The organism is Bradyrhizobium guangzhouense, from assembly GCF_004114955.1.
Taxonomy (GTDB): domain Bacteria; phylum Pseudomonadota; class Alphaproteobacteria; order Rhizobiales; family Xanthobacteraceae; genus Bradyrhizobium; species Bradyrhizobium guangzhouense.
Window position 1 is genome coordinate 6,159,534 of record NZ_CP030053.1, and the last position, 14,626, is coordinate 6,174,159.

At 64.2% G+C, this 14,626-nt stretch carries 10 protein-coding genes and 1 tRNA gene; 6 read left to right on the forward strand and 5 right to left on the reverse strand.

Annotated features, from left to right (window positions below):
* Nucleotides 1–4: 4 nt before the first annotated feature.
* Nucleotides 5–781, reverse strand: coding sequence for a DUF2189 domain-containing protein (locus XH91_RS29350; protein WP_128953825.1), 777 nt, complete (start codon nt 779–781; stop codon nt 5–7).
* Nucleotides 782–1,021: 240 nt separating this feature from the next.
* Here XH91_RS29350 and XH91_RS29355 point away from each other — a divergent pair, with 240 nt between their 5' ends.
* The gene (locus tag XH91_RS29355) at nt 1,022–3,250 is read left to right on the forward strand and encodes an ATP-binding protein (protein WP_128953826.1); all 2,229 of its coding nucleotides are present in this window, start codon (nt 1,022–1,024) and stop codon (nt 3,248–3,250) included.
* A gap of 103 nt (nt 3,251–3,353) precedes the next feature.
* On the opposite strand, the gene XH91_RS29360 is transcribed toward XH91_RS29355, so the two are convergent.
* The 3 genes from XH91_RS29360 to XH91_RS29370 all read right to left on the reverse strand — a co-directional run bounded on the left by XH91_RS29360 (nt 3,354) and on the right by XH91_RS29370 (nt 6,873).
* Entirely contained in the window at nt 3,354–4,964 is a 1,611-nt protein-coding gene (locus XH91_RS29360; RefSeq protein WP_128953827.1) for an acyl-CoA synthetase, read from the reverse strand.
* 184 nt (nt 4,965–5,148) lie between these two features.
* Nucleotides 5,149–6,288 (reverse strand): epoxide hydrolase family protein, encoded by a 1,140-nt coding sequence (locus tag XH91_RS29365; protein ID WP_128953828.1) that lies wholly within the window; start codon nt 6,286–6,288, stop codon nt 5,149–5,151.
* Between the two features lie 129 nt (nt 6,289–6,417).
* The gene (locus tag XH91_RS29370; RefSeq protein ID WP_128953829.1) at nt 6,418–6,873 is read right to left on the reverse strand and encodes a GatB/YqeY domain-containing protein; all 456 of its coding nucleotides are present in this window, start codon (nt 6,871–6,873) and stop codon (nt 6,418–6,420) included.
* 230 nt (nt 6,874–7,103) lie between these two features.
* Between XH91_RS29370 and carA the strand changes: the two genes are divergently transcribed.
* Nucleotides 7,104–8,294, forward strand: coding sequence for a glutamine-hydrolyzing carbamoyl-phosphate synthase small subunit (gene carA / locus XH91_RS29375; protein ID WP_128953830.1), 1,191 nt, complete (start codon nt 7,104–7,106; stop codon nt 8,292–8,294).
* 204 nt (nt 8,295–8,498) lie between these two features.
* A complete protein-coding gene (locus XH91_RS29380; RefSeq protein WP_128953831.1) occupies nt 8,499–9,020 on the forward strand; it encodes a cupin domain-containing protein in 522 nt (173 codons plus the stop codon).
* 116 nt (nt 9,021–9,136) lie between these two features.
* On the opposite strand, the gene XH91_RS29385 is transcribed toward XH91_RS29380, so the two are convergent.
* Nucleotides 9,137–9,661, reverse strand: coding sequence for a Dps family protein (locus XH91_RS29385; protein WP_128953832.1), 525 nt, complete (start codon nt 9,659–9,661; stop codon nt 9,137–9,139).
* Nucleotides 9,662–9,765: 104 nt separating this feature from the next.
* Here XH91_RS29385 and XH91_RS29390 point away from each other — a divergent pair, with 104 nt between their 5' ends.
* The 3 genes from XH91_RS29390 (at nt 9,766) to carB (ending at nt 14,543) form a co-directional block, all read left to right on the forward strand.
* The gene (locus XH91_RS29390; RefSeq protein WP_128953833.1) at nt 9,766–10,467 is read left to right on the forward strand and encodes a class I SAM-dependent methyltransferase; all 702 of its coding nucleotides are present in this window, start codon (nt 9,766–9,768) and stop codon (nt 10,465–10,467) included.
* A 54-nt stretch (nt 10,468–10,521) separates the two neighbouring features.
* A tRNA-Ala gene (locus tag XH91_RS39060) sits at nt 10,522–10,597 on the forward strand.
* A 481-nt stretch (nt 10,598–11,078) separates the two neighbouring features.
* Nucleotides 11,079–14,543 carry a carbamoyl-phosphate synthase large subunit gene (carB, locus tag XH91_RS29400; RefSeq protein WP_128953834.1) on the forward strand — a complete coding sequence of 1,155 codons (3,465 nt, stop codon included), beginning with the start codon at nt 11,079–11,081 and terminating at the stop codon, nt 14,541–14,543.
* Nucleotides 14,544–14,626: the final 83 nt, after the last annotated feature.

The following is a 14,626-nucleotide window of genomic DNA, read 5'->3' on the forward strand; positions in this document are numbered from 1 at the left end:
ACGACTAGGAGGCCACCGGCACCACCAACCGCCGATAAAGATGCCATGTCGCGTGTCCGAGCACCGGCAGCGTCACCACGAGACCGAGGAAATACGGCAGCGCCGACACGATCAGCAGCATCACGATGACGGCGGCCCAGCCGATCATCGGCAGCGGGCTCGTCACCACCGCGCGCACGCTCGTCACCATGGCGGTGACGAAATCGACCTCGCGATCGAGCAGCAGCGGAAACGACGCCACGGTCAGTGAAAACAGGATCAGCGACAGCGCCGCGCCGACCGCATTGCCGACCGCGAGGAACAGCAAGCCCTCATTGGTGGTCAGCACCACGGTCATGAATTCCTGCAAGCTCGAGAAAGAGGCGTGCAGGCCGAGCAAGAGCGCGATCAACAGCCGCACCTGGTACATCCAGATCACGAATACGAACAGCGTAACGAAGGCCATCCAGCCGATTTCGCTACGCGAGCGTATCGCCGACCAGATCGCGCCGAAAGACACGGGCTCGCCGCGCTCGCGGCGGCGGCTCACCTCGTAAAGACCGATCGCGACGAATGGCCCGATCAGCGCAAAACCGGCCGCCAGCGGATAGACGAGATAGACCATGCCGAAGGCGGTGAGGCAGAGCATGATGGTGATGCCGCCGACGGCGTAGAGCGCGCCGAAGCAGAGCCCGTAGAGCGGCAGCGCCTGGAAATCACGCAGGCCTTCGACCAGCGACTCGGCGATGTCGGTCGCCGCAACGGGCCGCACCACCGGATCGACCTTGCCCGAGATGGACATCAGCTTCCTCCGCACATCGGCGCGATCTTTCGTCGCACGCGGATCGCGATATTAGCGCCCCTTCGCGCAAGCGCAACTTGAGGCGAACGACGAGTAGATCGTGGCGGCACCGCAATGCACGCGCCGGGAATCTTTGCCATCGGTATGATTTTCCAGCCGGGAGCTATGGACTGCGCAGACGATCGTGCCGCAGATTGTACCTTCGAAGACAAACGCGCGAGCAGCGGACCCGTCCGAGCGATGAGCCTGCGTACCCGGTTACTGATCCTCGTCATCGCGGCCATGCTGGTGCCGGCGAGCCTCGTCGGCCTGCGCTTCGTGCAGAATCGCACCAGCGAGATCAACGCTGCGCTGGCCAATCTCGCTGCTTCGGCCGACGATATCGCGAGCGATCTCGACGAGAAGATCCAGGGCACGGCCCAGCTTGACTACGGCCTTGCCCGCGCCCGGGATCTCGACACAAGAGACAAGGCGGCGTGCTCTGCGTTTCTGTCCGATGTGCGCGAGGAATATCCGCAGTTCACGGGAATCTTGACGATCGATCCCGACGGCAGCCTGTTCTGCGACTCGCTCCGCAGCAACCGCACGCTCGATCTGAATGATCGTGCCTATTTCAGGCAGGCAAAGGTCTCGCAAGGTACCGTCGCGCTGGAGCCGGTGTTCGGCCGCCTGACCGGACTGTCGGTCCTCCAGATTGCCTATCCGGTGCGCTCCGAGGCCGGCGCGCTGAAATTCGTCCTGCTCGCCTCGTTCAACCTGAACAAGTTCGCGGAGTTTCACGACAGGCGCTTGCTCGCCGAGAAGGACATCCTGTTCGTCGACAGCAAGGGTACGGTGCTGGTCGCCCCCAGGGGAGGCGGCTGGAGCGGTTCGGTCGGCGCGTCGATCGCTGGCTCCGATCTGTTCCGCTTTGCGGCGTCGCCCGATCACGAACCGTCTCGCGAGGTCACCAATCGCGACGGTCGCACGCAGGTCTGGGCCGTCTCCCGGTCGCCCTCGATCAGCAAGGCCGGCCTCTACATCATGGTCGGACGCTCCAAGGACGGACTGGTCGCGGCCGCCAACCGCCGGCTCTACGAGGATCTGGCGATCCTCGCTGTGGCCTCGCTGCTGCTGCTCGCCGGTGTCTGGATCCTCGCGACCGTCAGCGTCGGACGCCAGGTCGGCCGCCTCGCCGCGATGGCGAAGCGGCTCGGGCTCGGCGATCTCAGCGCTCGTATTCCGCCGCCGCATCCGCGCGGGGAACTCGGCGGATTGATGATGCTGCTCAACGGCACCGCCGAGTCGCTCGAGCAGCAGCGCGCCGCCATCGCCGATCTCAGCCACAAGCTCAGCCAATCCCAGAAGATGGAGGCGATGGGCCAGCTCACCGGCGGCGTGGCCCATGATTTCAACAATCTCCTGACCGTCATCCTGGGCAACTCCGAACATCTCGCCGACAGGCTGGCGGACAACAAGGAATTGCACCGGATCGCAAGCGACATCGCGACCGCGGCCGAGCGCGGCTCCGACCTGACGCGGAGCCTGCTGGCCTTCGCGCGCAAGCAGCCGCTGCGGCCGCGCCAAATCGACATCGCCGAGAAGGTCGTCGGCATGGAGCAGTTGCTGCGCCGGTCGCTCGGCGAGCACATCGAATGCAGCTTCGCGTTCGGAGCCGCCCTGTGGCCGGCCAGCGTCGATCCAGGCCAGCTCGCAACCGCCTTGCTCAACCTCGTGCTCAACGCGCGCGATGCCATGCCTGACGGCGGCAGACTGACGGTCGAGGTGCGCAATGTTTCGCTGGGCTCGTCCGATCTCGACGTCAACGGCGAGCCGCGGCCGGGCGACTACGTCATGGTGGCCGTGACCGACACCGGCTGCGGCATGGCAGCCGATGTCGCCAACCGCGCATTCGAGCCGTTCTTCACCACCAAGGAGGTCGGCAAGGGCACAGGCCTCGGCCTGAGCATGGTGTACGGCTTTGCGCAACAGTCCGGCGGACTCGTGCAGCTACAGTCTCAGCCGGGCGACGGAAGCGTCGTCAGGCTGTTCTTCCCGCGTGTCGCTTCGGCGCCGAACGAGGAGCCGGCTCCCGCGGAACCGATCGTCGCGCCCGCGGCAAGCGAGACCATTCTCGTGGTCGAGGACGACGACATGGTGCGCGCCTATGTCGAGAGCGAACTCAGAACGCTCGGCTACCGCGTCATCGCGACGTCGAACGGGCCCGCGGCACTGGAGTTGCTGCGCCAATCCGGGGATATCCATCTGCTCTTTACCGACGTCGTGATGCCCGGCGGCATGTTCGGACCGGAACTTGCGCGGCAAGCCGCAGTGCTGCGACCTGGCCTCAAGGTGCTGTTCACCTCCGGCTACAGCCAGACTCCGGTCAAGACGCCCGACGGGGTCGACGCCCGCGTTCTGACCAAGCCGTTCAAGCGGCAGGATCTCGCCGCGATGCTCCGGTCCGCGCTGTCGGCGCCGCTGCGGTAAGGCGGAATGTGTTTTGGTTGAATCGGTTTGATCCGCGGCCTCCGAACACCTCTCCCGTAGGGAGAGGTGCTCCGAGGCAGCCGATCTTCGCCATCCTCGGAAGCTAACCTCTCGCCCGCAGTTCGCGCCGCAGCACCTTTCCCGTAGCGGTCATCGGCAGTGTCTCGGCGAACTCCACGTAGCGCGGATATTCGTGCGCCGCGAGTTGCACCTTGACGAACTCCTGTATTTCGCGCGCGAGCGCATCATCAGCGGCAAAGCCCGGGCGCAGCACGATCCAGGCCTTGATCGATTCGGTGCGGATCGGATCGGGAATGCCGACCACGGCCGCCATCGCCACCGATGGATGCTTCATCAGCGTATGCTCGATCTCGGACGGACCGACGCGATAGCCGGCCGTGGTGATGACGTCGTCCTCGCGGCTCACATACCAGAAATAGCCGTCGTCATCCTGCACGCCGAGATCGCCGGTCAGCAAGAACTCGCCGGCATATTTCTTCGCCGTCGCCTCCGGATTGTGCCAGTATTCGAGCATGGTCACGGGGCATGGCTGGCGCACGCCGATGATGCCGCGCTGGCCGCGCGGCTGTTCCTCGCCCTTGTCGTTGACGATGCGGACATCGAAGCCCGGCGTCGCCTTACCCATTGAACCGGGCCGGATCGGAAACAGATTGGAGTTGCTGCCGATCACGAGATTGCACTCGGTCTGACCGAACACTTCGTGCGCATCGATGCTGAAGGTCTGGCGCACCCAGCCGAGCAGCTCGCCGCCGAGCGATTCACCGCCGGTGAAAATACTGCGCAGCTTGACGCTCGCGTGTCTGACGCCCGCCTGCCGCATCAGTTTCAGCGCGGTCGGCGGCAGGAAGACGTTGCGGACGCCGAGATCGGCCATCATCTGCATCGCCGCCTGCGGCTCGAATTTTCGCGCGCGATGTCCGACCAGCGGAATGCCGTGATACCAGAACGCGAACAGGCCGTTGATGAGACCGCCGATCCAGGCCCAGTCGGCCGGCGTCCACATCAGGTCGCCGGGGCGCGGCAGGAAGTTGTGGCACATCTCCACGTTCGGGAGATGGCCGAGCACGACGCGATGCGCGTGTAGCGCGCCCTTGGGATTACCGGTGGTACCTGAAGTGTAGATGATCAGCGCGGGATCGTCGGCGGAGGTGTCGACGTCGGCAAAATCCTCGGACGCGGCTTCGATTGCCGACCAGAACGGTTTCGCGCCGGCGTGGACGGCGCCGCTCGTGACGTAGATGTCCTGCAGATAAGGCAGCCGATCGCGGATTTTCGTGAGTTTTTCCCAGCCTGCCTCATCGGTGACGATCGCCTTGGCTTGCGAATTCGACAGGCGGAATTCGAGCGCATCCTCGCCGAACAGCGCAAACAGGGGGATCGAGATCAGCCCGGAGCGGAACGCCGCCATATGCGCGATCGGCAGCTCCAGCGACTGCGACAGGAAGACCGCGACGCGATCGCCACGCGAAAGCCCGTCCGCCTTCAGCACATTGGCGAAGCGGCGCGACATTTCCGCGACCTCGTCGAAAGAGGTGCGTGTGGTGGCACCGATCTCGTCGACATAAACAAGCGCGAGGCGACCGGTGCCGTCGGCGTGCCGGTCGCAGCACGCTTCTGCGATGTTGAAGCGCGCCGGAATGTCCCAGCGGAAATTGCGATAGAGCTCGTCGTAGGTCGCGGCTTCGGTGAGCATGGGCTTGGTCGTCTTCGCGGTGTCTTGTCGCTATTGTCCAGTCTAGAGCCGTGGGGGCTCGGAACAAGCCCTGCGGCGTCATTCTGGGGCGCCCGAAGGGCGAGCCCGGAATCCATCGAGCCGCAGAGAACGTCGCACGATGGATTCCGGGTTCGACGCTGACGCGTCGCCCCGGAATGAAGGCCTATCGCACCGTCGCAAAAAATTTCCTGACGTCGCGCACGAACAGCTCCGGCTGCTCGAAGGCAGCAAAGTGCCCGCCCCGCTCCATCTCGCTCCAATGCGTGATGTTGGCGAAGTTCGGCTCCATCCAGCGCCGCACCGGTGTGATGATCTCCTTGGGAAACACGGCGACGCCGGTCGGCACCGTTACCTTTGGCGTCGTGCGGCGCTTGCCAAAGCTCTCCCAATAGAGCCGCGCGGACGAGGTGGCCGTCTCCGTCGTCCAGTAAAGCATGACGTTGTCGAGCAGTTCGTCCTTGGTGAAGATGTCTTCGGGATGGCCGTTGCAGTCGGTCCAGGCCCAGAATTTTTCCAGGATCCAGGCCGCCTGCCCGCTCGGCGAATCCGTCAACCCATAACCGAGCGTCTGCGGCCGCGTCGATTGCTGTTTGGAATAGCCGGAATCGAGATCGACGTAATGCTTGAGGCCGGCGAGCGCACGCTTCTCTTCCGGTGTCGGCTCGCCCTCGACCTTCGGCGCGGCGTTGAAGGCGAGCGTGATGTGGATGCCGGCGCAATGCTCCGCATCCCGCGCGCCGAGCGAGGTCGTCACCGCCGAGCCCCAGTCGCCGCCTTGCGCGCCGTAACTGATGTAGCCGAGCCGGTCCATCAGCTTTGCCCATGTCGCTGCGATGCGGTCGACACCCCAGCCGGTGGTTTTGGGCTTTGCCGAGAAACCAAAACCCGGCAGCGAGGGGCAGATCAGATGAAACGCGTCCGCTGGATTGCCGCCATGGGCGGCGGGATCGGTGAGCGGTGCAATCACCTTTTGGAATTCCACGATCGAGCCGGGCCAGCCGTGGGTGATGATCAGCGGCAGCGCGTCGGGCTCCTTCGAGCGCACGTGCAGGAAATGGATGTCCTGCCCGTCGATCTCGGTGGTGAATTGCTCGAAGCGATTGAGTTTTGCTTCACGCGCGCGCCAGTCGTAACCGTTGGCCCAGTAGGTGCACATCTCCTGGATCCATGTCAGCGGCGCGCCCTGGCTCCAGTCATCGACCAATTCCGCCTCCGGCCAGCGCGTGCGTGCGAGGCGTGATTTGAGGTCGGAGAGAATGTCGTCGCTGATGGCGATGCGGAACGGCTTGATGGCGCTGGTCATCAGTTGGCTCCCCATTCTTGCTGTCATTCCGGGGCGCGCCACTTGGCGCGAACCCGGAATCCATTTGGCAACAGAGCCGGTGGCACGATGGATTCCGGGTTCACGCTGCGCGTGCCCGGGAATGACGACCTAGCCCGACAGCGCAGCCTTCACCAGCCCGCTGGCCTTGCCGAAATCCATCTGTCCCGCGTACTTCGCGCGCAACACCGCGATCACCTTGCCCATGTCCTTCATGCCGGCCGCGCCGGTCTCGGTGATGGCATCCGAGATCGCTTTCCTGACCTCGTCGTCCGACATCTGCTTCGGCAGATAGGCCGAGATCACGGCGATCTCCTCGCGCTCCTGCGCGGCAAGCTCGGCGCGGCCGCCCTTGTCGTAGAGTTCGACCGACTCCTGCCGCTGCTTGATCATCTTCTGAAAGACCCCGAGCAGGTCGGCGTCCGACAGCGGCGGCTTGCCTTGGCCGCGGGCATCGATGTCGGCATTCTTGATGGTCGAATTGACCATGCGCAGCGTGGAGAGCTTGCGCTCGTCCTTGGCCTTCATGGCCTCCTTGACCGCATTGTTGATGTCGTCGCGCAGCATGATCGTCACCCTCTCAATCTCTAGCCCTGATCTAAGCCGTTCGCTGGAAAGAGGCCAGTGCGGACCGGTGACCGGGGGTTCATTGTTTCCCGCCTGACGGCCAAAACGGCGCAAAATTTCAGGACGTAACCCTAAGTCCCTGAACAGACCTGTCAAATATGCAAAAACGCATGTGAATCCGGCGTTTCCCGCTTTGACGGGCGCGCGTGGGGGGCTTATGAAGCGGGCTCATGACACAACATGACAACGATCCCGCCTGGCCGGACCACAAACCGACCGCGCTCCTCGTGCTCGCCGATGGCACGGTGCTCGAGGGCTTTGGTCTCGGCGCCGAAGGCCACGCCGTCGGTGAAGTCTGCTTCAACACCGCGATGACCGGCTATGAGGAGATCCTCACCGATCCCTCCTATGCCGGCCAGCTCATCACCTTCACCTTCCCGCATATCGGCAATGTCGGTACCAACGAGGAAGACATCGAGACCGTGAACATGGCCGCGACGCCAGGCGCGCGCGGCGTGATCCTGCGCACCGCGATCACCGATCCCTCTAACTACCGCGCCACCAAGCATCTCGATGCCTGGCTGAAGGCACGCGGCATCATCGGCCTCTCCGGCATCGACACCCGCGCGCTGACCGCGCTGATCCGCAGCAAGGGCATGCCCAATGCCGTGATTGCGCACGCCAAGAACGGCGAGTTCGATCTGCATGGCCTGAAGGAAGAAGCGCGCGAATGGCCCGGCCTGGAAGGCATGGACCTGGTGCCGATGGTCACGTCGGGCCAGCGCTTCACCTGGGACGAGACGCCGTGGCTGTGGGACAAGGGTTTTGGCCGTCAGGACAAGGCCGAGTTCAACGTCGTCGCGATCGACTACGGCATCAAGCGCAACATCCTGCGCCTGCTCGCCGGCGTCGGCTGCAAGGTGACGGTGGTGCCGGCGACGACGTCGTCCGAAGACATTCTGGCGATGAAGCCGGACGGCGTGTTCCTGTCGAACGGCCCGGGCGATCCGGCCGCGACAGGCAAATACGCGGTGCCCGTGATTCAGGACGTCATCAAATCGGGCACGCCGACCTTCGGCATTTGCCTCGGCCACCAGATGCTTGGCCTTGCCGTCGGCGCGAAGACGAAGAAGATGCATCAGGGCCATCACGGCGCCAATCATCCGGTGAAGGACGAGACCACCGGCAAGGTCGAGATCACCTCGATGAACCACGGCTTCGCCGTCGACGAGACGACGCTGCCAAAAGGCGCGACCCAGACCCACATCTCGCTGTTCGACGGATCCAATTGCGGCATCCAGCTCGACGGCAAGCCGGTATTCTCGGTGCAGTACCACCCCGAAGCTTCGCCGGGTCCGCGCGACTCGCACTATCTGTTCCAGCGCTTCGCCGATTTGATGCGGCAGAAGAAGCGGGCGTAAGCTAGTCTCCCGTGCCCCGGGCGCAGTGCATCACGCCGCTCCTCGCGGCGAGATGCGCTGCTGAACCGGGGCCTATACCGCGGCACTCTGGGTCCCGGCTCTGCGACGCAGCGTTGCACGCTGCATCGCGTCCGGGACACGAGAGGAACACCCTCGCCGGATTAAATGTTGTCCCGGTGCATGTGTGCACTCGGAGTCCCTCCCATGTCCATCGTCCGCGACTTTGCCGAGCCGCTCGCCATCGTGTTCGAGGATGACGGGCTCGTGCCGAACAACACCCTTCCTTTCCTTGTCTACCAGGGCGCGGTGACGCTCGATCGGAAGCAGCCCGAACAGACCATCGAAAACCTGTTCGAGACCAACGGATGGGGCGGCACGTGGCGCAACGGCGTTTACGATTATCTGCACTACCACGCGACCGTGCATGAGGTGCTCGGCGTCGCGCGCGGCCATGCCCGCGTTCGCTTCGGCGGCGATCGCGGCCAGGAATTGGAGATCAAGGCCGGCGATATCGCGATTTTGCCGGCCGGCACAGGCCATCAATGCATCAAGGCAAGCGACGATTTCTGCGTGATCGGCGCCTATCCGCCGGGATCGAAGATGGAGATCACGCGGGCGACGCCGGAGAACCATGCCAAGGCGCTGAAGACGATTCCGAACGTCGCGCGGCCGCCGGCCGATCCGGTGACGGGGAAGCACGGGGCGTTGATGCGGCTGTGGCGGTAGCGACAACGACGGCGCCGTAGGGTGGATTAGCGAAGCGTAATCCACCTCTTCCTTTCCCGTGGAAACAGACGTGGTGGATTACGCCTTCGGCCAATCCACCCTACGGCAGCTCGGCGTTACGCCTCGTTGCCGCCTTCCTGGCGCGTCGCTTCGAACAGGAACCATGTCCGTCGCTCGGTCTCGTCGATGAAGTTCTCCAAAATGCTGGCGCTGGCGACGTCGCCGGCGTCGTCGCAGACCTCGTGCGCCTTGCGCATCGCGTTCGCGACATGTTTGTTGTCCTGCATCAGCTCGCGCAGCATCTCGCGCGGCGGGACGTAATCCTCGTTGTTGTCCTTGATGGTCTGGAGCTTGGCGACCTGGCCGATCGACTTCAGCGTGGTGCCGCCGATCTTACGGACGCGCTCGGCGAGCTGGTCGGTGGTGGCGAAGATCTGATCGGACTGCTCGTCCAGCAGCAGGTGATAATCGCGGAAATGCCGGCCGCTGATGTGCCAGTGGAAATTCTTGGTCTTGAGATAGAGCGCGAAGGCGTCGGCCAGAAGCACGTTGAGCGCCTCGGAAACCTTTTTGACCGCCTGGGGCTGCAGATCGGTGGGGGTGTCGAGATCGGGCGAGACCTTGCTGGGGGCTTTGCTCACGGGAAACCTTCCTGTTAGGACGCGGACATTGACGGCGCGCCGTCGCACCCCTAACGCAAGGCGGGCAGCGCGGTTCCCGGACAGGAACCGCCAGGCGGGATATCATGGAAGATTGGATCGATTATTACGACTCGACGCACACGATCTATGTCAGCAAATTGCATCGCGATTTGCACTTCCAGATCATCGCGCGGGACATCATCGGCTACATCACCTCGCCCGACGCGACGGTGCTCGACTATGCCTGCGGTGAGGCGCTCTCGGCGAGCCAGGTGGCGTCGGCCTGTGGGCAGCTGATTCTGGCCGAGCCCGCGCCGGGCGTGCGAGGCCGGCTGATCGCACGCTTTGCGCCGGACACCAAGATCCGCGTCCGCTCGCTCGACGATGTCCGCAACATGCAGGACCAAACGATCGACCTCGTCGTGATGAACTCGGTCGCGCAATATATGACGTCCGAGGAGCTCGATGCCGCGCTCCGCAATGTCAGACGGATCCTGAAGCCGACCGGCAAGCTGGTGCTCGGCGACATCCTTCAACCGCATGTCGGCATGGCAAGGGACGTAACGGCGCTGCTGTCCTTCGGACTGCGTCATGGCTTCCTGAAAGATGCGCTGGTCGGTCTCGTCAGCACCGCGCTGTCGGACTATCGTCATTTGCGCTCGCGCATCGGATTGCAGCGCTACAGTGAGGGCGAGATCACGGCCAAGCTGAAGGCAGCGGGCTTCGCCAGCCAGCGCGCCACCACCAATATCGGCCACAACCGCTGGCGCATGACCTTCATCGCCCGGCCGCCGCTGACGCGTTAAGCATAACCACCACCTGAGGTGGCTTGTCGCACCTCTATCGGACATGATCGCCGCGGCCCGGTGGCGGAAGCGTCCACGCGAGAGCAGTGCATTGCTCTTTATCCTGGTTCAAATCCAGGCCGGGTCTCCAGCCTTCGCTGGCTGCGCCAGCTTCGGCCAGGCAAGCCCTGTCGCGGCGAAGCCCGAAGGGCGAGGCTGGGCGTGGCGTGCGGCTCATGATCCGGCAATGCAGCCCCAACGTTCAATAGTTCTTGAACTGGTTGACTCCGGAATCACTTCTTGAGGCCTGCCGGGCTGGGCGTTCTATCTGGCCCAGATCGCCAGCGGGGCACTAGGCGGCGCGGTGCTAGCCGCCCCCTCGCCTGATGACCTCGGCCGGATTGGCGGATCAGGCCTTGCCGCCTCGCTTCTGATGCATCTCGCCAGTGGCTGGCAGGCGCGGCCAAAACCCGACAAAATTGCCGGTTGATGGGCGTTTTTCGGGGTTTCGCCGCCCCGAAAACTGGTCTAAGACCCACCCGCGCGCGAGGGAGACCCCCGCGCTCTCGGCTTAGGGGACGCGCGGCAAGCGCGCCCTTTTTTTGTGCCCAAAATCCAGCCCGCGAGCGGTGATGCCTAAACGAACCGACATCTCGACCATCCTGATCATCGGCGCCGGTCCCATCGTGATCGGTCAGGCCTGCGAGTTCGACTATTCGGGCACGCAAGCGGTGAAGACGCTGAAGGAAGAGGGCTATCGCATCGTCCTCGTCAATTCCAACCCGGCCACGATCATGACCGATCCGGAATTGGCCGATGCGACCTATATCGAGCCGATCACGCCCGAAATCGTCGCCAAGATCATCGAGAAGGAACGCCATGTCATTCCCGGCGGCTTCGCACTGCTGCCGACCATGGGCGGCCAGACCGCGCTGAACTGCGCGCTGTCGCTGCGCCGGCAGGGCACGCTGGAGAAGTTCGACGTCGAGATGATCGGCGCCACGGCCGACGCCATCGACAAGGCCGAGGATCGCCAGCTGTTCCGCGAGGCCATGACCAAGATCGGGCTCGAGACGCCGAAGTCGCGTCTCGCCAACGCCTCCGAGCTGAAGAAGTCGTTCCGCGACAAGTACCATGCCGAACGCGAGAAGCTGTCGGGCGTGGCGCTCGAGGAGCTCGACCGGCAATGGACGCTCGGCGAGAGCGATCGCCGCAAGCGCTACCAGGAATACGCGTTCGGCCAGGCCATGATGGCGCTGTCCGAGATCGGCCTGCCCGCGATCATCCGCCCCTCCTTCACCATGGGCGGCACCGGCGGCGGCATCGCCTACAACAAGGAAGAATTCCTCGACATCATCGAGCGCGGTCTTGACGCGTCTCCCACCAACGAAGTCCTGATCGAGGAATCCGTGCTCGGCTGGAAAGAGTTCGAGATGGAGGTGGTGCGCGACAAGAAGGACAATTGCATCATCGTCTGCTCGATCGAGAATTTCGATCCGATGGGCGTCCACACCGGCGACTCCATCACCGTCGCGCCGGCGCTGACGCTGACGGACAAGGAATACCAGATCATGCGCGACGCCTCGCTGGCGGTGCTGCGCGAGATCGGCGTCGAGACCGGTGGCTCCAACGTCCAGTTCGGCGTCAATCCCGAAGACGGCCGCATGGTCGTGATCGAGATGAATCCGCGCGTGTCGCGCTCCTCGGCGCTGGCCTCGAAGGCCACCGGATTCCCGATCGCCAAGGTCGCAGCCAAGCTCGCCGTTGGCTACACGCTCGACGAGATCGCCAACGACATTACCGGCGGCGCGACGCCGGCTTCGTTCGAGCCGACCATCGACTACGTGGTCACCAAGATCCCGCGTTTCGCCTTCGAGAAATTCCCCGGCGCCTCCTCCACGCTGACGACCTCGATGAAATCGGTCGGCGAGGTCATGGCGATCGGCCGCACCTTCCAGGAGAGCCTGCATAAGGCGCTGCGCGGGCTCGAGACCGGGCTCACCGGCCTCGACGAGATCGAGATCGAAGGCCTCGGCCAGGACGACGACAAGAACGCGATCCGCGCAGCCCTCGGCACGCCGACGCCGAACCGCCTGCTGCAGGTCGCGCAGGCCATGCGGCTCGGCTGGTCGAACGAGGACATCTTCAACTCCTGCAAGATCGATCCGTGGTTCCTCGGCGAGATGCGCGGCATCGTCGACATGGAGGAGAAGGTCAGAAAGCACGGCCTGCCCGGCAACGCCTTCGGCATGCGCACGCTCAAGACCATGGGCTTCTCGGACGCCCGCCTCGCGGTGCTCGCCCAGACGACCGAGGCCGAAATCACCGCCAAGCGCCACGCGCTCGGCGTCCGTCCGGTCTACAAGCGCATCGACACCTGCGCGGCCGAATTCGCCTCCCCCACGGCCTACATGTACTCGACCTACGAGTCGCCGTTCGCGGGCAGCACCGCCGACGAGAGCACGCCGTCGGACAAGAAGAAGGTCATCATCCTCGGCGGCGGCCCGAACCGCATCGGCCAGGGCATCGAGTTCGACTATTGCTGCTGCCATGCCTGCTTCGCGCTGCATGACGCCGGCTACGAATCCATCATGGTCAACTGCAACCCGGAAACGGTGTCGACCGACTATGACACCGCCGACCGGCTCTATTTCGAGCCGCTCACCGCCGAGGACGTGCTGGAGATCATCGCCAAGGAGCGCAGCAACGGCACGCTGCACGGCGTGATCGTGCAGTTTGGTGGGCAGACCCCGCTGAAGCTTGCGCGCGCGCTGGAAGCCGCCGAGGTGCCGATCCTCGGCACCTCGCCCGACGCCATTGATCTTGCCGAAGACCGCGACCGCTTCAAGCGCGTGCTCGACAAGCTCCGCCTGAAGCAGCCGAAGAACGGCATCGCCTATTCGGTCGAGCAGGCCCGTCTCGTCTCCGCAGATCTCGGCCTGCCGCTGGTGGTGCGCCCGTCCTACGTGCTCGGCGGCCGCGCGATGCAGATCATCCGCGAGGAGAACCAGCTGAACGACTATCTGCTCGGCACGCTGCCGGAACTGGTGCCGGCCGACGTCAAGGCGCGCTACCCGAACGACAAGACCGGGCAGATCAACACCGTGCTCGGCAAGAACCCGCTGCTGTTCGACCGCTATCTGTCCGATGCCACCGAGATCGACGTCGACTGCCTCAGCGACGGCAAGGACACCTTCATCGTCGGCATCATGGAGCACATCGAGGAAGCCGGCATTCACTCCGGTGATAGCGCCTGCTCGCTGCCGCCACATTCGCTCGAGCCTGAGATGATCGCGGAGCTGGAGCGGCAGACCCGCGAGCTCGCGCTCGGCCTCGACGTCGTCGGCCTGATGAACGTGCAATATGCCATCAAGGACGGCGATATCTACGTGCTCGAGGTCAATCCGCGCGCCTCGCGCACGGTGCCGTTCGTCGCCAAGGTGATCGGCATGCCGGTCGCCAAGATCGCCGCGCGCATCATGGCGGGCGAGAAGCTCGCCGACTTCAAGCTGAAGAAGGCGGACTTCAAGCATGTCGGTGTGAAGGAATCGGTGTTTCCGTTCGCCCGCTTCCCCGGCGTCGACACGGTGCTGGGTCCGGAGATGCGCTCGACCGGCGAGGTCATGGGCATCGACCGCTCCTTCGCGGTGGCGTTTGCCAAGAGCCAGCTTGGCGGCGGCACGCGGGTGCCGCGCAAGGGCACGGTTTTCGTCTCGGTGCGCGAAAGCGACAAGGTTCGTATCGCCGAAGCCGTGCGCCAGCTGCATTCGCTCGGCTTCAAGGTGTTGGCGACATCAGGTACGGCGCGCTTCCTGACTGATCAGGGCATCCCCGCGGAGAAGGTCAACAAGGTGCTGGAGGGACGGCCGCACATCGTCGACGCCATCACCAATGGCGACGTCCAGCTCGTCCTCAACACCACCGAAGGCCCGCAGGCGCTCGCCGACAGCCGTTCGCTGCGGCGCGCGGCCCTCTTGCATAAAGTGCCGTATTACACCACTCTTTCCGGGGCCGTGGCGGCCGCGCAGGGCATCCGCGCCTATCTGGGCGGGGACCTTGAGGTTCGGACCCTGCAGAGCTACTTTTCGGAAACCTGATCGCTTGCGAAAGGCCGGGCCCTGAGGGTGAAGCCTTGCGCTAAGTGATTGGCAATCAAGCCACAATGGCCGGAGGAACTGTC